Annotated in this window: 21 protein-coding genes and 1 tRNA gene; 19 read left to right on the plus strand and 3 right to left on the minus strand. The window is 66.3% G+C overall.

All coding sequences use genetic code 11. The features are described 5' to 3' along the window. Nucleotides 1-17 precede the first annotated feature (17 nt). Nucleotides 18-893, plus strand: coding sequence for a zinc metalloprotease HtpX (gene htpX / locus IW248_RS28735; RefSeq protein WP_196929448.1), 876 nt, complete (start codon nt 18-20; stop codon nt 891-893). A 155-nt stretch (nt 894-1,048) separates the two neighbouring features. Beyond that, the gene (locus IW248_RS28740) at nt 1,049-2,308 is read left to right on the plus strand and encodes an MFS transporter (protein ID WP_196929449.1); all 1,260 of its coding nucleotides are present in this window, start codon (nt 1,049-1,051) and stop codon (nt 2,306-2,308) included. A gap of 252 nt (nt 2,309-2,560) precedes the next feature. Here IW248_RS28740 and IW248_RS28745 read toward each other — a convergent pair whose 3' ends face one another. Continuing rightward, nucleotides 2,561-3,055: a YajQ family cyclic di-GMP-binding protein gene (locus tag IW248_RS28745; RefSeq protein WP_124820931.1), complete on the minus strand. Its 495-nt coding sequence runs from the start codon at nt 3,053-3,055 to the stop codon at nt 2,561-2,563. 147 nt (nt 3,056-3,202) lie between these two features. Here IW248_RS28745 and IW248_RS28750 point away from each other — a divergent pair. The 5 genes from IW248_RS28750 to IW248_RS28770 all read left to right on the plus strand — a co-directional run bounded on the left by IW248_RS28750 (nt 3,203) and on the right by IW248_RS28770 (nt 9,475). After that, nucleotides 3,203-3,286, plus strand: a tRNA-Tyr gene (locus IW248_RS28750). A gap of 829 nt (nt 3,287-4,115) precedes the next feature. Beyond that, nucleotides 4,116-4,409, plus strand: coding sequence for a hypothetical protein (locus IW248_RS28755; protein WP_196929450.1), 294 nt, complete (start codon nt 4,116-4,118; stop codon nt 4,407-4,409). Between the two features lie 293 nt (nt 4,410-4,702). Continuing rightward, the gene (gene hsdR, locus IW248_RS28760) at nt 4,703-7,297 is read left to right on the plus strand and encodes an EcoAI/FtnUII family type I restriction enzme subunit R (RefSeq protein ID WP_372432742.1); all 2,595 of its coding nucleotides are present in this window, start codon (nt 4,703-4,705) and stop codon (nt 7,295-7,297) included. A 55-nt stretch (nt 7,298-7,352) separates the two neighbouring features. Next, entirely contained in the window at nt 7,353-8,900 is a 1,548-nt protein-coding gene (locus tag IW248_RS28765; protein ID WP_196929452.1) for a class I SAM-dependent DNA methyltransferase, read from the plus strand. Next, a complete protein-coding gene (locus IW248_RS28770; protein WP_196929453.1) occupies nt 8,897-9,475 on the plus strand; it encodes a restriction endonuclease subunit S in 579 nt (192 codons plus the stop codon). The genes IW248_RS28765 and IW248_RS28770 overlap by 4 nt, the downstream gene beginning before the upstream one ends. Before the next feature lie 367 nt (nt 9,476-9,842). Here IW248_RS28770 and IW248_RS33945 read toward each other — a convergent pair whose 3' ends face one another. Continuing rightward, nucleotides 9,843-10,523 (minus strand): GntR family transcriptional regulator, encoded by a 681-nt coding sequence (locus IW248_RS33945; protein WP_372432743.1) that lies wholly within the window; start codon nt 10,521-10,523, stop codon nt 9,843-9,845. A gap of 294 nt (nt 10,524-10,817) precedes the next feature. Here IW248_RS33945 and IW248_RS33320 point away from each other — a divergent pair, with 294 nt between their 5' ends. The 4 genes from IW248_RS33320 to IW248_RS28795 all read left to right on the plus strand — a co-directional run bounded on the left by IW248_RS33320 (nt 10,818) and on the right by IW248_RS28795 (nt 13,225). Next, complete coding sequence (locus IW248_RS33320) at nt 10,818-11,153, plus strand: hypothetical protein (RefSeq protein ID WP_231396477.1); 336 nt, start codon at nt 10,818-10,820, stop codon at nt 11,151-11,153. 91 nt (nt 11,154-11,244) lie between these two features. Continuing rightward, nucleotides 11,245-11,490, plus strand: coding sequence for a precorrin-4 C11-methyltransferase (locus IW248_RS28785; RefSeq protein WP_112726490.1), 246 nt, complete (start codon nt 11,245-11,247; stop codon nt 11,488-11,490). Nucleotides 11,491-11,639: 149 nt separating this feature from the next. Then, nucleotides 11,640-12,461 (plus strand): GntR family transcriptional regulator, encoded by an 822-nt coding sequence (locus IW248_RS28790; RefSeq protein WP_196929455.1) that lies wholly within the window; start codon nt 11,640-11,642, stop codon nt 12,459-12,461. Continuing rightward, nucleotides 12,449-13,225 carry a glycosyltransferase family 2 protein gene (locus IW248_RS28795; protein WP_307788290.1) on the plus strand — a complete coding sequence of 259 codons (777 nt, stop codon included), beginning with the start codon at nt 12,449-12,451 and terminating at the stop codon, nt 13,223-13,225. Before IW248_RS28790 ends, IW248_RS28795 begins: the two co-directional genes overlap by 13 nt. Here the strand turns inward: IW248_RS28795 and IW248_RS28800 are convergent. Next, nucleotides 13,215-13,664: a hypothetical protein gene (locus tag IW248_RS28800; RefSeq protein ID WP_196929456.1), complete on the minus strand. Its 450-nt coding sequence runs from the start codon at nt 13,662-13,664 to the stop codon at nt 13,215-13,217. The genes IW248_RS28795 and IW248_RS28800 overlap by 11 nt on opposite strands. A 940-nt stretch (nt 13,665-14,604) precedes the next feature. On the opposite strand from IW248_RS28800, the gene IW248_RS28805 reads away from it, so the two are divergent. From IW248_RS28805 to IW248_RS28840, 8 genes are all read left to right on the plus strand, one after another. Further along, entirely contained in the window at nt 14,605-15,000 is a 396-nt protein-coding gene (locus IW248_RS28805) for a transcriptional regulator (RefSeq protein ID WP_091402451.1), read from the plus strand. Nucleotides 15,001-15,145: 145 nt separating this feature from the next. After that, nucleotides 15,146-16,771, plus strand: a complete 1,626-nt coding sequence (locus tag IW248_RS28810) for an FtsK/SpoIIIE domain-containing protein (protein ID WP_372432744.1) — start codon at nt 15,146-15,148, stop codon at nt 16,769-16,771. Beyond that, nucleotides 16,768-17,034, plus strand: a complete 267-nt coding sequence (locus tag IW248_RS28815; protein WP_196929457.1) for a hypothetical protein — start codon at nt 16,768-16,770, stop codon at nt 17,032-17,034. The genes IW248_RS28810 and IW248_RS28815 overlap by 4 nt, the downstream gene beginning before the upstream one ends. Before the next feature lie 3 nt (nt 17,035-17,037). Continuing rightward, complete coding sequence (locus tag IW248_RS28820; RefSeq protein ID WP_091402447.1) at nt 17,038-17,226, plus strand: hypothetical protein; 189 nt, start codon at nt 17,038-17,040, stop codon at nt 17,224-17,226. Beyond that, nucleotides 17,223-17,765 carry a DUF2637 domain-containing protein gene (locus IW248_RS28825; RefSeq protein WP_196929458.1) on the plus strand — a complete coding sequence of 181 codons (543 nt, stop codon included), beginning with the start codon at nt 17,223-17,225 and terminating at the stop codon, nt 17,763-17,765. Before IW248_RS28820 ends, IW248_RS28825 begins: the two co-directional genes overlap by 4 nt. Further along, the gene (locus IW248_RS28830) at nt 17,762-19,516 is read left to right on the plus strand and encodes a replication initiator (protein ID WP_196929459.1); all 1,755 of its coding nucleotides are present in this window, start codon (nt 17,762-17,764) and stop codon (nt 19,514-19,516) included. The genes IW248_RS28825 and IW248_RS28830 overlap by 4 nt, the downstream gene beginning before the upstream one ends. Next, a complete protein-coding gene (locus IW248_RS28835) occupies nt 19,513-19,698 on the plus strand; it encodes a helix-turn-helix transcriptional regulator (protein ID WP_030329852.1) in 186 nt (61 codons plus the stop codon). Before IW248_RS28830 ends, IW248_RS28835 begins: the two co-directional genes overlap by 4 nt. Next, nucleotides 19,695-21,131: a tyrosine-type recombinase/integrase gene (locus tag IW248_RS28840; RefSeq protein WP_196929460.1), complete on the plus strand. Its 1,437-nt coding sequence runs from the start codon at nt 19,695-19,697 to the stop codon at nt 21,129-21,131. Before IW248_RS28835 ends, IW248_RS28840 begins: the two co-directional genes overlap by 4 nt. Nucleotides 21,132-21,217: the final 86 nt, after the last annotated feature.

Consider the following 21,217-nt stretch of genomic DNA (forward strand, 5'->3'; position numbering starts at 1 on the left):
GCACCGAAGGAGACATCGTGCACCACAACCGTCTGAAGACCGCAGCGCTGCTCGGCCTGCTCAGCGCCCTGATCCTGGCGGTGGGCTACTGGTTCGGCGGCAGCGGCGGCCTGGTCATCGCCGTCCTCGTGTCTCTGGTCATGAACGGCGTCACCTACTTCTACTCCGACAAGCTCGCACTGCGCTCGATGGGCGCGCAACCGGTCACCGAGGCGCAGTTCCCCGAGCTGTACCGAATGGTCCGGGAGTTGGCCACCGACGCCAAGCAGCCGATGCCGCGGCTCTACGTCAGCCCGACCGCGCAGCCCAACGCGTTCGCCACCGGTCGCAACCCGCAGCACGCCGCCGTCTGCGTGACCCAGGGCATCACCGAGATCCTCGACTACCGCGAGCTGCGCGGCGTGATCGGGCACGAGCTGTCCCACGTCTACAACCGGGACATCCTGATCTCCAGCGTGGCGGCCGGCCTGGCCAGCATCATCACCCTGCTGGCGAACCTCGCCTTCTTCATCCCGCTGGGCGGCGGGGACGACGAGGACCGACCCAACCCGGCCGTGCTGTTGCTCACCCTGATCCTGGGCCCGATCGCGGCCACTGTGATCCAGTTGGCGATCAGCCGGAGCCGCGAGTTCCAGGCGGACGCCTCGGGCGCCGAGTTGAGCCGTGACCCGCTGGCCCTGGCCAGCGCGCTCCGCAAGATCGACGCGGTGGCCCGACGTCGGCCGTTGCCCGCCCAGGGCCAGCTCACCAGCACCGCCCACCTCATGATCGCCAACCCGTTCCGGGGCGGCGGCATGGCGGCGCTGTTCTCCACGCACCCGAAGATGGAGGACCGCGTCGCCCGGCTGGAGCAGATGGCCCGCAACTCGGGGCCCGTGCAGTTCCAGCGCTGATCCACCGATCCACTGATCCACCGCCTCCGCCCGTACCCGGCCGCGCCGGGTACGGGCGGATCGCTGCGTCGGAGACCTATTCCGCTGTCTTCCCGTCAGGCGGCGGCGTTAGGGTCATAACGGCTCACGCTCATTACATCCTCGGGAGGTTCACGGTGACCGCGCTGCGTCAGTACCTGGGTGTCTGGCGGATCCCCGGCGCGCCCATGCTGCTGATCACCGGCATCATCGGGCGGCTCGGAATCGGCATGACCCCGCTGGCGCTGCTCCTGGTTGTCGAGCAGGTGACCGGGCGCTACTCGCTGGCCGCCATCGCGGGAGGCATCTACGCCCTCGCCGGCGCCGCGCTCAGCCCGGTCGCCGGACGGATCGCCGACCGGGTCGGCCCCAGCCCCGTCCTGCTGCTCACCGCAGTGGCCCACCCGCTGGCACTCATCGGGTTGCTGCTGGCCAGCCGCTCCGGCGACGACGCCCTCCCCGTCATCTACCTCGCCTCAGGCGTGGCCGGCGCCACCTACCCGCCGCTCACCGCCGCCATCCGCGGCGCCTGGAACGACCTGACCGGCCCCAACTCCGGCCGATCCCCCCTGCGCAACACCGCGCTGGCAGCCGAGACCACCCTGTTCGAAATCGTCTTCGTCCTCGGCCCGCTGCTCGTCGCCGGCTTCGTCCTCGTCGCCGACGCGGCAGCCGCGCTGATCGGAGCGGCAGTGGTCACCCTGGTCGGCACGACCGCCGTGGCCCTCGGTCGGGTCATGCGCGGCTGGCGTCCGCACCCACAGGAGCACCACGCCCGTGGGCTCGGCCCGCTGCGGGTCCCCGGCTTCCCGGCCCTGCTGATCTGCGTGGCCGGCCTGGGCATCGCGTTCGGGGCCGCCGGGGTGATCGTGCCGGCGTTCGCCAGCGACCACACCACCGACGACCCGGAGAGCCTCGCCGGCGTCCTGCTCGCCGTCTGGGGAGTCGGCAGCGCCATCGGCGGGCTCTGGTTCGGCGTCCGCAGGCCAGCACCGAACATGACCCGGCAGTTCGCCCTGCTGCTCGCCGCGCTGGCCGCCACCTTCGCCGTGTTCGCCGTGATGCCCACCCCACTGGCGTTGGGTGTCGCGCTTGTCGTCGGCGGGGCCACCATCGCACCCGCCCTGACCCTGGAGAACACCCTGGTCGGCCGGATCGCCCCGACCGGCATGCTGAACGAGGCTTACACCTGGGTGGTCACCGTCGCGGTGGCGTCCAGCGCCGCCGGCGGCTCGGTAGCCGGCCTGATCGTGGACCACGCCGGCGGCGTCCGCTGGGCGTTCCTGTTCGCCGGGGCGGCCGTCGCCGTCGGGGCCGCGGTAGCCGCACTGCCCGCCGGGCCCATCGCCCGCGCGGAAAACACGGCCGTACGCGCCGAACAACCCGTCCCCGTCTGACCGCCTGCGTCCGGCTCGGCCTTTGTCCGGCTTGGCGTGCGTCCGGCTTGGCGTGCGTCCGGCTTGGCGTGCGTCCGGCTTGGCGTGCGTCCGGCTTGGCGTGCGTCCGGGTCGGCCCCGCGCTTGATCGACTCGGTTTCCTGAAAGTCGCGGTGTCCGGTCGCCCGGACGCCCCGACTTTCAGGAACTCGAGTCGATCTCAGCCGGACAATGTGCGTCCGGAGATCGGTGACGGGTCGGGGCGGGCAGCCGTCAGCGGTAGTTGTTGAACTGAAGGGCGACGCCGAAGTCCTCGCCCTTGAGCAGCGAGATGACGGCCTGCAGGTCGTCGCGCTTCTTGCCGGTCACGCGCAGCTGGTCGCCCTGGATCTGCGCCTGCACGCCCTTGGGGCCCTCGTCGCGGATCTTCTTGCTGATGGCCTTGGCCTTGTCCGTCTCGATGCCCTGGATCACCTTGCAGTCGATCTTGAAGATCTTGCCCGACGGGCGCGGCTCCCCAGCATCCAGCGACTTCAGCGAGATGTTCCGCTTGACGAGCTTCTCCTTGAACACGTCCAGTGCGGCGCGGACGCGCTCCTCGGTCTCCGCCTGAAGGCCGATCGCCTCCTCGCCAGACCAGGAGATCTCAGCGCCGGTGCCACGGAAGTCGAACCGCGTCGCAAGCTCCTTCTCCGCCTGCCGAAGGGCGTTGTCGACCTCCTGACGGTCAACCTTGCTCACGATGTCGAACGACGGGTTCGTTGCCATGTATCTGCTCCTGCTGTCCGGCGGTCTGGGCCTGCCGTCGGCCGCCGACCAGCGGCACGACCCCCTGACCGTACCCGGTTGCGTCGGTACCGGGGGGAGCCGCTATTCTTGCTTCCGCCGCCGCGTTGCGACGCGGTGGGGTGCCCTGGCGGGTTGCCCGAGCGGCCAATGGGAGCGGACTGTAAATCCGTCGCGAAAGCTTCAGAGGTTCGAATCCTCTACCCGCCACCAGGTGCGGACACGGCCCCTGACCAGCAGAGATGCTGATCGGGGGCCGTTGTCGTTGATCTAGCCAAGTCTGGCTGGGTCCAGCCTGTCACGACTGGTTGTGGGCAGATGGTGGGCAGGTCGATGTTGCCTCTCAAGGCTCTCCTGGGGCTGCGACTCTTGGCGTTGGTGGCCGCTCGCCGGGTTGACATGGCCCCGCGCGCTTAGCGACCGGCTGAGGGCTCCGGGCTGGCATCTCGCTGGCCGTGGGAGGTAGGCCGAGGGCAAGCCAGTCCTGGGGTTGGACTGGCGCGGCAGTCGGAAGCCCTGGTCCGCGATCAGGTCGACTCGCCGGCTTCCGTACCGCCTGGCCATGGTCGTGCTGCGTCTAGACCAGCGGAGTTGGGGCGGCGGTCCGGCGGCAGTCGGTGGCTCACCGCCCCGGCGCCGAAGGCAGCCGGGGCGGCTTGCCGCCGGCCGGCTCACCGCCCGCGCCGCGCGGAGCGCGGCGCCTTGATCCAAAACAGAGAAAATCGGCAACAACACCCAAGCATCGCGCCTGCTTGTCGGCGACGCGGGGATCAGTCTTGGGCCACGGCTTCTGGGCCATGGACTCGAACCCTGCGCCCTCCCGGTCGTCGTTCGATCGTGCGTAATCGGGCGGGGCCCGTAGGAATGTCGCTCCCCGGAGCCGGGATAGCCTCGCTCGGTCGCCGAATGAGGCTCGGCGGAGGGCTGCGGATCTTCTCGTGAAGATCGGACCGCAACGTCTGGACCAAGGGTGGGGACGGCCACTGGCTCGGCCTCCAGGTCTACCTGGACCCAGCTGCAAGTAGCTCTTCGGGGAGCGGGAGTGCCGCAGGGGCTGGTTGACGATCTATCCGGCGCCGCCGTGGCGCACTGGGAAGCGGCGGAGCGCTCTGGAGATCCCGACATCGGGTGGTACATCCTTGGGGACGAGATCGATCGGCCGCGCCCATCCAAGGGCTGGCTACTCGACTGGCTCGACCGTCCGTGGAAGATCATTCTGCGCTGGCGAGCGTTCCGGGCCGTCCCCCAGGCACTCAGCTTCCAAGCGTTGACGCTGCGCCAGTGCCTGGGCCCTTACCGGCTGCTAGGAGCCTCCATCGGTCGGATTGGTTGCTGAACTACCTGCTGAACGTCGCTCCATCCCGCGAGGGTTCGATCTCTTCATCGCGAACGCGGGCACGGCGGATCACCTGGTGTCATTGACTGTCGTCCGGTGCTCCCCATCTCGGCTACAACCGCGCTGGCTGTCGCGACATGTCGCCTAAGGGTGGCACGCGCTCGCTGCCTTTGTGCTGCACCCGGGAGCGTTCGCGAGTAGGCGCCACTCGGTCGGCACGTCCAGCGACGGCTACCCCGCTGTTGCTCGGGCGCTTAGGGCCGGATACGTGTCTCGTCTGGGCCCGTAGCACGATGGCGTCTGGCCACACTCTCGGGCTGATTGTCCGTAGTCGCGGTGCGGCCACTACACGTATTCTTCGTCCACTGTCACAGCTGATCTTCGGCCTTAGCTCACAGTTTGGGAGTGGACGCGTGGATGGTTCAGCAAGGTCGGAAGCCCGGACCATCCGCGAGCTCGTGGTTCCGAAACTGCTCCTAGCAGGGTGGTCGCCGGCTCGCTGGCAACGTGAGTACCCGATCACGCCGGGTGGTCGCGTTGTCCTTGACCAACGAGTGCACCAGGCTCCGCCGCTCAGGGCAGACTTCGCACTGCTGCACGCAGAGCGCCCCATCGCGGTCGTTGAGGTCAAGAAGAGTAGCCGGGACGTTCGGCGAGGCGTTCAACAAGCGCGTCGGTATGCCGAGCGCCTCGACGTACCTCTCGCCTACGCGACCAACGGCCAGCGTCTGATTGAGATCGACATGCGCGCCCAGATCGAGCACGAGGTACAGGCGTTTCAGAGTCCGGAGAAGGCCTGGACACATTACCGAAACGCAAATGAGCTCACCTCCGATCTGGCTGTCGCATTTGCTGAGACGCGATATAGTCGGCGCGTCGTTGATGCGGCAGGAAACCCGAAGAAGCTCCGTTACTATCAAGACGTCGCCGTGCAGCGACTAATCCGGGGCATTGCGAGCGACAAAAAACGGCTTTTAGCCGTCCTGGCCACTGGGGCAGGGAAGACTAACGTCGCGATGCAGCTGGTGCACGTGCTGTGGGAGAATCGCTGGCCGCGGGGTGTCGACAGCACGGACTCGCGTCCACGAGTCCTTTACCTTGCCGATCGAGATATTTTAGTCAACCAGCCCATGCGTGATTGGTTTCGGCCTGCATTCGGTGAGGAACCCATCACGCGTGTCACCACATCATCGCCTCGGTCCAAGCACCTCTACTTTGCACTCTATCAAGCGTTGGACCAGGTTGGAGATGGCACCGACCGATTGTTCCGGCAATACGACCCAGAGTGGTTCGACTTGGTGATCGTGGACGAGTGCCATCGGGGCAGCGCGAAGGAAAACTCAGCATGGCGCGAGGTTCTCGAGCACTTCTCGTCCGCAGTGCAGGTCGGGTTGACCGCGACGCCTGTCAGTCAAGGCCATGCAGACACTTACGGCTACTTCGGTCCTCCGATAGTCGAATACAGCCTGCGCCAAGGAATTGAGGATGGATTTCTAGCGCCGTTCCAAGTAGTGCGAGTGCATCTTGACAGCGATATCGATGGCATCGAAATCACAGAGGGTACGCTCGATGCGGTGACGGGCGAACTCGTGCCGGCCGGGATATACAAATTGGGGAGGCTCGAGCGAGAGTTGGTTGTCCCCGCGCGTACCGAGGAAGCAGCCAACTATCTGACCGACCTGATGCGCCGTACCGACCGCCTGGGGAAAACCATCGTGTTCTGCGTGGACCAAGCGCATGCGGCGCGATTCCGCGAGGCGATGGTCAATCGCAACAGCGACATGATGCAGACCCACAACGACTGGGTCGTGCGAATTACGTCTGATGAAGGGGAGCTCGGCAAGGTACTGCTAGACCGGTTTCAGCAGCCTGAAACGGCGGTACCGGTCGTCGTGACAACTTCCCGCCTATTGTCCACTGGCGTGGACGTGCCGACCGTAAAAAACATCGTGTTGTTTACCGCGATCAAGTCGATGCCACAGTTCAAACAGACAATCGGCCGAGGCACTCGGCTCGATGCTGACAACGGCAAGGAGTTCTTCACGATAATCGACTTTACCGGCGCCACGCGTTTGTTCGATGATCCGACTTTCGACGGGCCTCCCATTAGGCGATCTGTCGTAAACTACGGTGATCCCATTCCAGCTGAGGCAACGGAGCCTGCGGAGCTTGATGCGGCTTTCGACGATGACTCTCCGCGATCAACGGTCGAACAGGATGCGGCCAACGACGACGCCACGGACGTTGACGACGATGAGGTTCCCGCCGACGTGACGGATCCCGATCACATCGATGCTGTCCGTCGACGTTCGACGGTATATACGGTTGACGGAATCGACGTACGAGTCGCCAGCGAAGGCGTCTACGTTGTTGACAGGGAAACTGGAAATCTACGACTGATTCGGTTCGAACAGTGGGTGCGTAACCGAATGCTAGCCCTCGAACTGGATCGTGAGTCTCTCCTAGCTCAATGGGCGACTGTCAGCGGGCGGAAAGCGCTCAGGGAGGCGCTTGAGGAGGAACTTGGAATCGGAATAGACGGCCTTGTGGCACGCCTGAACAGGCCTGACTGCGACCCAATTGATCTCTTGATTCACCTTGCGTGGGATGAGCCCCTCAAGACTAGGCGAGAGCGGGCAAATCGGCTTACTCGCGGTGAGCGTGCCTTCTTGAGCACGTATGCCGCGGAAGCCCGTCAGGTACTGGCTGTCCTCGTGGACAAGTACTCGGCTAACGGTCCAGATGACTTGGACGCAAAGGTGCTTGTGCTGCCGCCGTTCCGGGACATGGGGACACCAGCTCAGCTTGCCGCGAGGTTCGGCGGAGTCGACCAACTTAGGGAAGCGTTAGACGATCTGGGTCAACAACTCTTCAAATCAACTGCATGACTAGCGAAACGTTCCGCAAAACATGTTCTGGCGTCAACCCATAGCACCAGCCGTCATGCTGGCGGGGTTTGATAGAGTCAAGGCTCCGCTCAGGAGGTTGAAAGTGCCCCCACGCACGAAAGCGACCGCTAAGTCGCAGTCTACTCAACAACGGCTCGCAGCAGTTATCAAGCGTTGCCGTGACATTATGCGTACAGACCCAGGGCTGAATGGGGACCTCGATCGGCTACCCCAAATGGCATGGCTGCTCTTCCTCAAGGCATATGATGACCTTGAGGAGCAACGCGAGATCCTAAACGCGGACCACGATTCGCTCATCGAAGACGCGTTTCGGTGGCGGACGTGGGCACGGGATGAGAAACTCACTGGCGATGACCTTCTTGCCTTCGTCAACGACAAGCTGATCCCGCACCTGAAGGCCTTGCCGAAAAGCGAAAGTGGCCTGAGCGCGGGAGACGTCATTGCTGGCATCTTTCAGGGCATTGATAATCGGATGCGATCTGGTTACCAACTTCGAGAGTTGGTTAGCGAACTTAATAAAATTCACTTTGATTCTGCCGATGATATCCACACCATGGCGCGGCTCTACGAGTCCATGCTTCGGCAGGTTAGGGACGCCGCCGGAGACTCTGGTGAGTTTTATACTCCGCGGCCGGTGATTCGATTCATGGTGCAGCAAGTAGACCCCAAGCTGGGCGACATAGTTCTCGACCCAGCAGCAGGTACTGGCGGATTCCTCATCGAGAGCCTCGAGTATCTTCGCGAGCGCAACCAAGCAATTTCTGTGCCACAGTCCGAGAAGCTGCACGCATCGCTTAGGGGCTTCGAGAAGAAGTCGCTGCCATACCTGCTGTCGACCATGAACATGCTTCTTCACGACGTTGATTCGCCCCGAATCAGCCTTGGCAATTCGCTACAGGCGTTAATGGCCAATCGGTCTGCATCGGCGCAAGTTGACATTGTGCTAACCAATCCACCGTTTGGAGGCGCGGAAAGCGGTGATATATCTAAGGGTTTCCCGAAGGAGTTCCAGACTGCCGAGACTGCGTGGCTTTTCCTTTACTTAGTGATAGAGACCCTCCGGCCAGGGGGCAGATGCGGGATCGTTGTGCCGAACAACGTTCTGGTAGAGAGCGAGATCGGGGCACGGTTCAAGAGGAAGCTCTTCGAGACCTGCAACGTGCACACCGTAGTACGTCTGCCTGATGGTGTATTCGCGCCTTACACCGACATTCCGTCGAACATAATCTTCTTCGAGAAGGGTGCGCCAACAGAGGCGGTCTGGTTTTACCAGATAAGCCCGCCGCTTGGCCGCAAAAAATACACCAAGACTCGGCCGATGCAGACGGATGAGTTTGCTGAATGCAGTGAGTGGTGGGGCGGGCTGGGTAGATCGAACCGTACGGAGACAGATAATGCATGGCGAGTGACAGCAGAGGAACTCGTCCACAGCAACTACAACTTGGACCTTCGAAGCCCGGTGAGCCTGGCTGACTTAGCCCATCGCCCTCACGGGGAACTGCTGCAGGAATTGATCGCCGCAGAAGAAGAGATTCTTTCCCTCCTTAATGGGCTTCATCGAGCACTGGAAGATGGAAAATGACAAGCTACATGCAGCGCCCGCTAGGAGAGCTGCTCGTCAGGGTTTCCGACAGTGTGACCGTGGAACCGGGCACGAGCTATGAGACAGCCGGCATTTACTCTTACGGTCGGGGATTGTTCAAGCGAGGTGGTCTCGATGGCGCCAGTATCAGCTACACGAGGCTGTTCAAGATTCGCTCTGGCCAACTGGTCTTCAGCCGCCTCTTCGCCTGGGAAGGGGCGATAGCAGTCGTCACTGACGAGTTTGATGGCCTCCTGGTATCGCCTGAGTTTCCTGTCTACGAAATCAGAGAGGATCTGGTCCACCCCGCCTATATGAGTCAGATCTGCACGTGGCCGGCGCTACACGATTCGTTGCGCGACAAGGCGTCCGGAATGGGTAACCGACGGCAGCGCGTGAACGTCGATCAGTTCGAGCGAGCTACAATACCTGTTCCGTCCCGGGACGATCAGATGCGGATCATTGAACGGCTTGGAGTGGTTCGGGATGTTTGTGAGCGAATCGATGAGGTAGCTCGTCGCTCGCAGGCATTGCGCGTGTCATTCCTCAGCGCCGCGTTCTCCGGCAAACTCTGATTACCTTGTGCTGGGTTCAATTGGAGCGGAGGCGCATACCTGAGTTGGTGTCGGCGCGCCTGGGCGAATCCGGACGTAGTGGTGGCAAGGCGGCCCGGAAAAGGATGCCTCACGGGTGCTCGTACGAGACTGTGGTGGGGATTTGGCGGGTGGACCCGGAGCGCCCTGAGCCTGCCGGCGATTGCCGGCCCGACGGGTCAGGGCGGCCCTAGGGCGTCCGCGCCGCGATGCAAAGCACCTTGACGCTGAAGGGGCGACCCCGTAATGGCCGTAGAGCGTCTGCCGCAGCGACCGGCGCTCGTCGTGGCGGCGGCGCGTACGGCCAGTTGCGGGCGTCCCTGAGCGTGTATCGAAGGTGCGCACGCTTCTACTGGTTCGATTGAAGCAGTCGGTAGGTTCTGACGACTATTCTGACGGCTCCATTAGACCGGCCGACCCGCTGTTGTTCGATGAGAGTCGCATCAATATCTACATCGAAGAGGGCTGCAAGCTCGGGGTCTGCGGGGATCTGCCTTTCTCGCGTTTCCGAGTCGGACCCCTCTTCTAGCCCGCGCTCGTGCAGCTTGGCACTCGCGTAGGTGCCGCGCCCGTGTTCGGTAGCGACCAGGCACGCATCTCGTAAGACCGCTATGGCCTGACGGATCGTACCGCGGGCTGCCTGGAATTCGGCGCTGAGGGCGCTCTCAGCCGGTAGGAGAGTGCCCCCCGGGATGGCACCACTCTCGATGCGCTCCTTGAGCTCATCCGCGATGGCGCGATAGCGGGGTTGACCGTAGTGCGGGGTGGGCACCTGCTCACCGTACCTGGCGCTTGTCTTACCAAGTGCCAACCAGATGACCTGTTTCGACGTATAGACAACTCGTCCACTTGTAGATACGTTTCTTCCTGTGCGGCTGGGGTGACGGCTCGTGTCAGGGGTCTTCTCGCGCTGGCCCTGGTCGCACCTGAGGCGCGGCGTCCTGTCGGACCGGTTGCGGTAGCCGCGCGGTACAAGTTGGCTCGGCGATACCCGACCCGTCCGGCGTCGGACGGTGCGCCGTGCCTTCATCCGGGCCGGTGGCCGGCTGCATTCCCCCGTAGCTGGCCACCGGTCTCCGCTTACCTGTGGAGGTGCGATGTCCGGCTCTCACCGTCGGCACCATTGGCTCTCGTCCTGGTGGTCTCGGAGGCGCCCATCTGTCCGGGATGCCAGCAGCATCGGTCAATCGAATCCCCGCGGGGCTTCTACGACCTCCTCGCCGCGGTGGTCGACAGGCGCTACCCGTCAATTGCCTGTGATCCGGTATTCGCCCTTGATGACACGGGCCCAACTCTTCCGAGGCAACGGCGGGCGGTGGGCGCGATGAGTCGTACGAACAAGCCGGCTGCCGTCACGAGCCACCCGGACTGGTGCGCCCCAGATCGCTGCGGTTACCTGGTGCCGCCCGTGATGACGCACATGGCCCGCCGTCATCGCGGCCCCATGCAGCGGGCGGGCGACAGTCGGGCGGGCGGCCTTGTCGTCACTTACCTCATCAGCAGCGAGGCGCTGGGCGGTCCCATGGTCGGTGTTCATGTGACGTGCCGGGCCGGGAACGCCTGGGCGGAACTGTCCTTGCCGCAGGCAGCCCAACTGGTCGAGCAACTTCGCGGATCGCTGGCCCAGGCCAACGGGCAGCAGGGGACCGGCGATGAGTGAGGGTGCTGCCATCCCAAAGAGGCCGTGGCCGTCGTCGATCGCACCGGTCGTGTGCCCGGTCTGGTGTCGAGGCTGCGGACCGAACGATCCGATGCACCGCGGGCTTCTCAGCACCATTGGGCGGGAGCGGACCGGCTGGGTCACCGTCCAACTGGTCGTTGACCGGTTCGCCCGCCGGGACCTGGCCGTGAAGCTCGACGCGACCCGTTACGGCGCTACGCAGACCGTGCTCCTGTCGTCCGCGCAGGTGGACCGGCTCATTGACGAGCTGGTCTACGCCCAGCTGGAGATGCTGACACCGGCGGATGGCGGCGAGCGGGCCGGAGAGACGCGGTGAACGCCAACACCCGTCGGGGCTCAGCCGTTCCTCGTACTCCTGGCCTGCGCTCTGCGCGGCCACCGCGCGCAGCGGTAGCCGTACCGCCGGTTCCTGAGCGGCCCGCTGGCGGGACTACCTGGCAGACGTTGGAACGTCTAGGGGGTACGGTGACCGGTGTGCAAGGCCGGGACTGGCGCCCTCGCTACCTGCAACTCGCGGAAGAGTTGCGGGCGAAGATCGTGAGCGGGGAACTTGCCCCCGGCACCCTGATGCCCAGCGAAACCGAGCTGGCAGACACCTCGGGCCTGTCACGCACAAGCGTCCGCAACGCCATCCGGCAGCTCCGCGAATGGGGCCTGGTCCGCGCGGAGCAGGGGCGCGGCACCTACGTGAGGGCACCCCGCCAGCGGGTACGCCGTCGCAACACCGAGCGGTACCAGTGGGAGAAGGATCGCGTCCTGCTCGACGAGGACGAGCGGCTGAAGACCGGTGCCACCGAGCACGACACCGGCCTGACCGTCGACGATCTGAAGTTCCACGCCGAGTACTCCCGGGTTGAGGCTGATGCGGAGATGGCGGCGGCCTTGCAGGTCGAGCCGGGCACTTCGCTGCTGCGCCGGGTCTACTGGACGTCGTCACGGCACGAGAACGCGCCGCTGACGGTGTCGTACTCCTACCTGCCCTACGACCTCGTGGCCGCGAACCCGGACCTGCTCGACGCAGGCAAGGAGCCGTGGCCGGGGGGGACGCAACACCAGCTCCACACGCTCGGCATTGAGTTGGACCGGATCGACGACGAGATCCGCGCCCGTCCGCCGTCGCCGGATGAGGCCGAGTTGCTGGACATCGACCCGGGCGTCTCCGTGCTCACCGTGCGGAAGACTTCGACCGACACCACCGGCCGGGTCGTAGAGGTCGCCGACGTGGTGATGCCGGGCGACCGCACCGAGCTTGTCTACTCCCACAAACTCCAGCGGTGGAAAACTTGACACAGCTCGTCTCGGTCATCACCCCGGTTCACGCGCCCAGCATCGAACACCTGGCTGGCGCCTACGAGTCGTTGGCCAAGCAGGAGATGCCCGACGGCTGGGGCTGGGAATGGCTGGTTCAGGAGGATGGGCAGACCGGCGCCCTGGTCAACGCGCTGCCGGCAGATCCCCGGATCAGTCTGGGCACCGGCCGTCCCGGTGGGCCAGGTGTTGCCCGCACCCTCGCTCTCGCCCGAGTCTGCGGGCAACTCATCAAGGTGCTGGACGCCGACGACAAGTTGACCCCGGGCGCACTTGCCCGGGACATCGCCGCGTTCGACGCGCACCCGCAGATCGGCTGGACCACCTCGCGGGTACTCGACCTGCTGCCCGACGGGTCGACCGCCGGATGGGACAAGGACCCGGCCGGCGGGGTCATCGACCGCGGTTCAGTCCTGGCGTTCTGGCAAGCCAACGACTACCGAGCGTCGGTGCACCCGGCGACCCTGTGCCTGCGGCGAGATCTCGTTTTCGCCCTGGGCGGCTGGATGGCGCTTCCCGCCTCCGAAGACACTGGCCTTCTGCTCGCCGCCAACACGGTCACTGCGGGCTACTTCACCCGGGAATATGGCCTGCTCTACCGCAAATGGCCCGGCCAGGTCACCAGCCAAGCCGCCCACCGTGAACCGGCCGAGTACCAGGCACGAATGCGGATCATCGAGGCCCGAGCCAACGCCCTGGCCTCGATGATCCCGAACGGCTTCGGCTGCAGCGCTACGGCGTAGCCTCGTGCCCTGGCATCCCGTGGGTACGCCGCCGCTCCTTCATCTCCGCCTCGAAGATGTGCCGCCGACCGCCGGCTAGCTTCTCCCGCGCGTCCCGCTCGATCTCCTGGAACGCGGCGTAATAGCCGTCGTCGAACTCCTCCACGATCTGGAACGTCCACCGGCCGGGTAGCACGTTGCGCCCCAACAGCTCCTGCTCGACCCGGTCGGCCATCTCGTCGTGTCCGGCCTCACGGAGCAGCTTCACCACCCGGTCGAGGGTGAGATCCGCGCCACCGACGAGCTGGTGCGCCGAGTAGAGGTGCCCTCGCACTCGGTGGATCGTCTCCAGTGCCTTGCTGAGTTCACCCAGCGCCTCGATGGTCTTGTCATCCACGCCTGCCGGACGCGCGTGGCGCTGGTCGGCGGATCGGTTGTCCTGCTTGTGCTTGTGCCCCATAGCGCTCCGATACCCCAGAAGTAGCTCCCGAAGCTGGCGGTCATTGAAGTGCGTCGCCAGTCCTCTGTTACAGGGGCCGCCAGCAGACGTCAAGCACGACACGGCTCATGGCTAATAGATCGAGGAAAGAATCCCGCCGCGCAGCAATTATTGGGCGTCGGTTGCGATTCTCCTCGCGTGTATGACTATGATTCTTTCCGAGCCAGACTCGGCCGACCACGCGGCGCGCAACTAGCACGATCGCCTTCCCATCCTAGGGAAGCGATCTCTTATGTCGCCGCAGGGAGGTGAAGTATGGCCAAGCCCCCCAGGAAGTCCAGGCCGCGCGTATCGCGAGGTCGGGTACTAAGGATCGCCGCTCGTTGGCGCCGCTACGTGGTGGGTGCGTTGAGCTGGCTCTTTAAGCTCAGCGCACCCATCGTGGTGTCGTTACTCGTAGCGATGTTCCGCGATGGGGATGGGGGCCGACCTACCTAGGTAGGCCGGCCCTCCGCGGGCTCCCGCCTTTGCTTTCAGCGGCCATGGCGGGGGCCCGTCCTTTCATGGTGACCTTTCCACTCTTCGCAATCGGCCACCACGTTCTGTGGTAGTAGCTAGTGCGTTGAACGTTCAACGCACTGAACTTCCAAAATCAAGTCTTTGGAAGTGCACTCTACACGCCGTCCTTCAGTTGCAGTATCTACTGCGTTACGCATATCAGTACTGGCGAAGCGAACATGCCACTCGCTTCGTCGGTCACCACTGCCCGCGTCATCGTCTAACGCTGCCGATGCGCTAGCAGACCTGCTTGCTAGCTAGCAGCCTAGCTATCGCCCTAGCTATCACTCCACCTATCGCTGCTCCTGACACCTTCCCGCCGCGAGCTTGTTGACTTGTCTGCCAAGTGCCGTCTACCTTGGACGCAACTTGGCAGACAAGTTAACAAGTTGGAGGTTGAGCGATGGCTCTGCGAGGCGGCACCAGGTTCGCGGTGCGGTGTGAGGACGTGTTCCCGGCGGGGTGCGCGTTGGTGCCCGAGTCCCTGGGCGAGGTCGAGGACTACGACGAGAAGACCGGCCGGCGTAGCCCGGCGAAGGACAAGCTGACCGGCCAGCGGGTGTGGCAGGTCCGGGTGATGGACCTGGACCCGGAGCTGGGGAAGCGGTCGCGGGAGACGACGGTGAAGATCTCGGCGGACTACCAGCCGGTGCCGCCGACGGGTGGCCTGTTCGAGGCGGTGGAGTTCGACGGCATGACCGTCACGCCGTACGTGGGCAACAACGGTCGGATGGCGTATTCGCTGCGGGCGACCGGGATGCGTGCCCCGGCGGGCGTGGCCACGAAGGCGGCGCAGTAGCCGCACATGGTGGGGGCGGGGCTGTCAGGTCTTGGCGGACGGCAGCCCCGCCCTCTGTCTCTTTCCCCTGCTCTGTCGAGAGAGGTAGTGACATGTCCAAGCGTATGCCCGCCGTCCTGCGGCGGCCCACAGTGGCGGGTGCGCGATGATCCGCCGGCCGCGGGGCGAGGTCGTGATGACCACCGCCGGGGACCTGATGGTGATCCGGCCGCGTCGGCTGGAGCTGCCGGTCTGGCTGATCGCGCTCGGCCTGGTGCTGCGGTGGTTGTGGCGGGGCCTGTGGTGGTGTCTTCGCCATCCGGTCGCCGTCGCCCTGGTCGTGGCCGGGGTGAGCCTCTACCGCGAGTTCGGCCGGGCTGGCGTGATCGTGCCTTTGGTCTTGGCCGCTGCCGTGTCGGCGCTGTGGCGGTGGCGGCACGAGTCGTCCTGGTGGACCTGGTGCGCCGGTCCGATCCTCGGTCGGTTCCGGCAACTCTTCGTCTACCGGCGGGCCTGGCGCGAGGCAATGACCCTCTGCGGCCTGGCCAAGATGTACGACCACCGCACGGTCCTGCCAGAGCTGCTGCGGGTCCGCTCGGATCAGGCGCTCGACGTGCTGACCATCCGCATGGTCCGCGGCCAGACACCCGAGGAGTTCCAGAAGGCAACGGCAAACCTGGCGTACGCCTTCGGCCGGCGGCACGCCCGGGTCTACTCCGAGCGCCCCGATGACCCGCCGATCCGGTCGGGCTACTGGGCGCTGGTCCTGGGCGCGGTCGACCGGCTGCGATTCCGGGACCGGCCGTCAGCGGTCTACCTGGTGGTGGTCCGCACGGACGCGCTACGCACCCTGGTCGACCCGTTCGACGTCCCGTCGGTGCCCGACTTCACCGCGCTACCCCTGGCCCGGCGGGAAGACCTGCGGCGCTGGTGCCTGCACCTGCTCGCCACCCACGTCCTCATCGGCGGCGCCACCCGCTCCGGTAAGGGCTCGGTGCTGTGGTCGCTGGTCCGGGTCCTGGCCGGCGGGATCTCCTCCGGGCTGGTCCGGCTCTGGGTGATCGATCCCAAGGGCGGTATGGAGTTCGCGATGGGCCGGCCGCTGTTTGCCCGGTTCGCCTGCAAGTCGTTCGAGGCCATGGCCGACCTGCTCGACGAGGCCGTGACAGTGATGCGCGAGCGGCAGACCCGCCTTGCTGGCGCGGTGCGGGTCCACACTCCGACCCTGGCTGACCCCCTGGTCGTGGTCGTCATCGACGAGATGGCGGCACTGACCGCGTACCTCCAGGACGTCGACCTGCGCAAGCGCATCGCCGGGTCGCTCGGATTGCTGCTGTCGCAGGGTGCCGGCGTCGGTGTCCTGGTGGTGGCCGCGTTGCAGGACCCCCGCAAGGAGGTGCTGCCGTTCCGCGACCTGTTCCCGACCCGAATCGCGCTCGGCCTGACCGAGGCCGCTCAGGTCGACCTCGTGTTGGGTGATGGCGCCCGCAACCGGGGTGCCCTCGCCGACCAGATGCCCCGCTGGGCCAAGGGCGTCGGCTACGTGATCCTCGACGGCACCCCGGAACCGGCCCGGGTGCGCTTCTCCTACATCTCTGATGACCACATTCGGGAGCTGGCCGCCGAATATCCGGCCCCGGCCGACGCGGCGGACATCCTCGCCCAGGTCGGCCGGGAAACCGCCACCGAACCGACCCGGCCGCCCCTGCCCCGGCAGCGCCGCGGACCACTGCTGCCCGACTCGCTGCTCAACATCCTCGACCGGGACACCGACGGGGGTGAGCCGCGGTGACCGTCCCGACCGACGGCCGGACCTTCTACCGGCTCCGCGCGCCCGGCACCGATGGTGCCACCAGCACGGCCGTGTCTGTCCGCGTCGACCCCGCTCGACCCGATGCGTACCCGGTCTATCTCGCCGTCGGCGGCGGCCGGCGCCGCATGTCCCTGACCCCCGACGAGGCGTGGGCGCTGTGGCGCTGCCTCTCCGAAGCGGTGGCCTCCCTCGGCGAGCCGCCCGACCACATCCGTACCCGCGTCGCCCCGGCCCGGAGGTAACCGATGTCCCTCAAGAGCTTCTTCCTCGGCACCCACCGCCTCAAGCCGCTGCACATCGAACTCAACGGCTCCCCGGACCGGCTCGCCGGTGCCCTGCACGGCCTGGCACACATGGTCAACCGCCGCCGCGACCTCAACGGCCAGCAGATCTGCATCACCCTGACCGTCCGCGACAACGGCAGCGGCCGATGATCCGCGAACGCGCCGAGTCCGGCGTTCGAGTGCTGATCCTGCTCGCCATCGGCACCATGGCCGGCGCCGCTGCCTTTACCCACGTCCACGACCTGACCGTCGCCCACGGCCAGCCCGATTGGATCGGCTGGGCTAACGCCGTGGCGGTTGAGCTGATGGCCATCTACCTCGGCCTGGAAATCCGCGCCCGCCGTCGCACCGGTCGACCCGTCGGCCTGGTCGGCGTCCTCCTGATCGCGTTCGCGCTGCTCTCCCTCGCCGCCCAGGTCGCCGAAGCCGAACCATCCGTCTGGGGCTGGATCGTGGCGGCGGTGCCGTCGCTGGCCTTCCTCGCCCTGGTGAAGGTCGTCCTGTCCAGCGAACCCGCCACCCCGCCGGCTTCTGAGCCCGATCAGCCGCAGGGCGATTGGTACGACGAGCCGCAGCCTGTCGAACCCGCGCCGCCGACTCCGGTGATGCCGCCGGCATCAGTAGCGGTGCTGCCTCCGGTCGGTGTCGTCCAGCACAACCGGCCCCAGGTCGTCGGGATCATCCGATGACGGCTCCGACCCTGCCCGGTCTCGAACCCGCCCCGACCCCGGTTGCTCCTCGGCCGGGGTCGCGGGCGGCCCGCATGGCGCTACCCCGCTCGATCGATGTGCTCAGGGACATCGCCATCGAGTACGGCGTTTGCGTCCGCCCGCTCGCGATGCGCCGCACCGACCTCGACACCGGCCTGACCGAAGTCATCGACCTTCCCTGCGGCGCGACCCGCGAGGACAAGTGCCCGCCGTGCGCCAAGAAGAACCGCCGGCTACGGCAAGCCCAGATCCGCGAGGGCTGGCACCGCGACGACGAACCGCTACCCGGCCCCGAACCCGCGACCGAGGCGCAGAAGTCCCTGATCCTGTTCCGCGCACACCTGGAGTTCTCCCGCGATGAGGCGGTGAGGGCGGCCCAGTGGGACCAGGTGGCCGACCTCGACGAGGCTATCCGCGAGGTAGAGGAAGCCATCGCCGCTGAGGGCCTGCGCGGGCGCGTCGGGCCACCGCACGCCAGCGACGACGAGGACCAGGACGACGAGCCCGGCCCACGGCGCAAGCGCTCCACCAAGCGGCGCCAGGATGCCCCCGAACTGCCTCGGCGCAAGGTAGAGCGGCGCACCGTCGGCAAGACCTACACCGCCCCGGACGGCGCCACCTACCAACCGTCGATGTGGCTCACCCTCACTCTCGACTCGTACGGCCCGGTCCGCCCCGACGGCACCCCCGTCAACCCCGCCCGGTACGACTATCGGCGGGCAGCCTGGGACGCGGTCCACTTCCCTCGTCTGCTGGACCGGTTCTGGCAGAACCTCCGGCGGTGCGAGGGCTGGAACGTCCAGTACGCCGGCTGCGTCGAGCCGCAACGCCGACTCGCCCCACACGCGCACTTCGCCATCCGGGGCACCATCCCTCGGGACGTGCTGCGCACCGTGGCGGCGGCGACCTACCACCAGGTGTGGTGGCCCTCGGTCGACGTCCAGCGCTACACCCTCGACCGGCTCCCGATCTGGGACGAACAGGCGGCGACATGGGTCGACCCCGACTCCCGCGAGCCGCTGACCACCTGGACGGAAGCCCTCGACTCCATCGACGACGATCCGGACGCGGAACCGGTTCACGTCGTCCGCTTCGGCGCCCAGGTCGACGCCCGTGGCGTCATGCCCGGCACCGAGGACGCCGAACGGACCATCCGGTACGTCACGAAATACATCACCAAGCACACCGGCGACTGCCACAAGGCGACTACCGACCGGCAACGCAAGCACCTCGACCGGCTCTGGCAGCAACTCCAGCTGACGCCCTGCACCGACCGCTGCGCAAACTGGCTGCTCTACGGCGTCCAGCCGAAGAAGGCACACGCCAAGCTCAAGCCGGGCCGCTGCAAGGGCAAGGTCCACCAGCGCGACACTCTCGGCATCGGCGGCCGGCGCATCCTCATCTCCCGCGACTGGTCCGGCAAGACCCTCGCCGACCACAAGCACGACGCTCGGGCCTGGGTGCGAGCGCTGCTCGGCGTCACCACCGACGGCACGCAGCTCGTCGACGACCAGGGCGACACCGCCGAACGAGTCCGGCACGCCTGGGAGTTGGCCCGACCCGATGACCCGGACGTCGGCCCCATGACCCACCGGCTCATGCGGTCGATCAGCGAACGCGCCCGCTGGCGATCCGAACTGCTCGCAGCCAAAGACCGGGCCGCGCAGGGGTCCCCAGATCTTTCGGCAACTCAGCACAGCGCACAGCACGACGGGGAGGAACCGCAGTGAACGAGGAGTTGTTGACCGTGCCGGAAGTGCTCGCCGAGCTGCGCGTACCGCGCTCGACCTGGTTCTACTGGCGGCAGACCGGCAAGGGGCCACGAGTGATCAAGCTCCCGAACGGGCAGCTCCGGGTCCGCCGGTCGGCGCTCGGTCGGTGGCTCGGCGACCTGGAGCAGGACGCCGCATGAAGAGCTACGAGGTCCAGATCTGGGAGATCGCCAAGCGCGCCGACCGGAAGGCTCGGCCGTGGCGGGTCCGCTGGGCGGTGAGCGGCCAACGCTTCGAGGGCATGTTCCGTACCAAGGCCCTGGCGCACTCGTTCCGCGCCGAGCTGGTCCAGACGGCCAACGCGGGGGAGCCGTTCGACCCGGCCACCGGCCGCCCGGTCTCCGAGGCCAGAACCAAGAACCCCACCACCTGGTACGCGCACAGCCGCGCGTACGTCGAGATGAAGTGGCCCCGGGCGGCGGCCAAGACTCGACGCTCGATCGTCGAAGCGCTGACCTCGATCACGGTGACCCTCACCCGGCCGACAAAGCGGGGCCGACCGACTGACGCTCTGCTCCGTGAGGCGCTGTACCTCTACGGGCTCAACCCCCGCCGCTGGTCCGACGAGATCCCGCCCGAACACGCAGCGGCGCTGGCCTGGCTGGAAAGCACATCTCTGCCGGTAGTTGAGCTGGACTCACCCGCGATGGTCCGCCGCGTCCTCGACAGTCTGTGTGTACGCCTGGACGGCAAGCCCGCGGCTGCCTCCACCGTCCAGCGGAAGCGGGCCACCTTCTACAACGTGCTCGGGTACGCCGTCGAGCTGGAGCTGATCGCCTCCAACCCGGTCGACCGGGTCCAGTGGACTGCCCCCGAGGTCGCACAGTCCATCGACCGGCGGGTGGTGGCAAATCCGGCCCAGGTCGCCACGCTGCTGGAGGCGGTGAAATCTCTCGGCAAACGCGCCGACAAAGTCACGGCGTTCTTCGGCTGCCTCTACTACGCGGGGATGCGTCCCTCAGAAGCCTCGGACCTACGGCGGGAGGACTGCGACCTTGCCGGCCGGTGCGCCGACTGCGGCGCAGACTTCGACGACCTGGCGGCGGTCAACCCTTCCCGGTCCTGCGACCACGAGAAGATCGAATATCGCTGGGGCCGCCTGGTGCTCGCCGGCACCTCGCCGCGCGCCGGGTCGCACTGGACCGACGACGGCGGCTCCCACGAGCGGCGCGGACTCAAGCACCGGGGGAGGGCCGAGACTCGGACGGTCCCGATCCCGCCCCGGCTCGTCGAGCTGCTGGGCGCGCACGTAGAGAATCACGGGGTCGGCCCGGACGGTCGATTCTTCCGCGGCCTGCACGGTGGGCCCCTGTCGGAGTCGGTCTACGACCGGTGGTGGAAGCTCGCCCGCGAGAAGGCGCTGACCGAACCGCAGGTTGCCTCGCCGCTCGTTCGCCGGCCCTACGACCTGCGGCACGCGGCGGCCTCGCTCTGGCTGAATGCCGGCGTTCCACCGACCGAGGTAGCCCGGCGCCTGGGTCACGGCGTCGCCGTCCTGCTCCGCGTCTACGCCAACTGCATCGACGGGGGAGACGACACCATGAACGACAAGATCAGCGATGCCCTCCGATGAACCCCTGCCAGTCAGGAAGTAGCCTCTCCGACCGGTCCGGGGTCGCACTCGACCAGCCGGCGGGCTTCCGCAACCACCTCTGCGTT

The sequence above is a fragment of the Micromonospora ureilytica genome (assembly GCF_015751765.1).
In the GTDB taxonomy this organism is placed as follows: Bacteria; Actinomycetota; Actinomycetes; order Mycobacteriales; family Micromonosporaceae; genus Micromonospora; species Micromonospora ureilytica.

Bases quoted from the DNA above. Each gene is read 5' to 3' on its own strand.
- IW248_RS28745 (WP_124820931.1), bottom strand. From the start codon at position 3,055: ATGGCAACGAACCCGTCGTTCGACATCGTGAGCAAGGTTGACCGTCAG.
- hsdR (WP_372432742.1), top strand. From the start codon at position 4,703: ATGGCGTCTGGCCACACTCTCGGGCTGATTGTCCGTAGTCGCGGTGCG.
- IW248_RS28765 (WP_196929452.1), top strand. From the start codon at position 7,353: ATGCTGGCGGGGTTTGATAGAGTCAAGGCTCCGCTCAGGAGGTTGAAA.
- IW248_RS28770 (WP_196929453.1), top strand. From the start codon at position 8,897: ATGACAAGCTACATGCAGCGCCCGCTAGGAGAGCTGCTCGTCAGGGTT.
- IW248_RS33945 (WP_372432743.1), bottom strand. From the start codon at position 10,523: ATGAAGGCACGGCGCACCGTCCGACGCCGGACGGGTCGGGTATCGCCG.
- IW248_RS33320 (WP_231396477.1), top strand. From the start codon at position 10,818: ATGAGTCGTACGAACAAGCCGGCTGCCGTCACGAGCCACCCGGACTGG.
- IW248_RS28785 (WP_112726490.1), top strand. From the start codon at position 11,245: ATGCACCGCGGGCTTCTCAGCACCATTGGGCGGGAGCGGACCGGCTGG.
- IW248_RS28800 (WP_196929456.1), bottom strand. From the start codon at position 13,664: ATGGGGCACAAGCACAAGCAGGACAACCGATCCGCCGACCAGCGCCAC.
- IW248_RS28805 (WP_091402451.1), top strand. From the start codon at position 14,605: ATGGCTCTGCGAGGCGGCACCAGGTTCGCGGTGCGGTGTGAGGACGTG.
- IW248_RS28810 (WP_372432744.1), top strand. From the start codon at position 15,146: ATGATCCGCCGGCCGCGGGGCGAGGTCGTGATGACCACCGCCGGGGAC.
- IW248_RS28820 (WP_091402447.1), top strand. From the start codon at position 17,038: ATGTCCCTCAAGAGCTTCTTCCTCGGCACCCACCGCCTCAAGCCGCTG.
- IW248_RS28825 (WP_196929458.1), top strand. From the start codon at position 17,223: ATGATCCGCGAACGCGCCGAGTCCGGCGTTCGAGTGCTGATCCTGCTC.
- IW248_RS28830 (WP_196929459.1), top strand. From the start codon at position 17,762: ATGACGGCTCCGACCCTGCCCGGTCTCGAACCCGCCCCGACCCCGGTT.
- IW248_RS28840 (WP_196929460.1), top strand. From the start codon at position 19,695: ATGAAGAGCTACGAGGTCCAGATCTGGGAGATCGCCAAGCGCGCCGAC.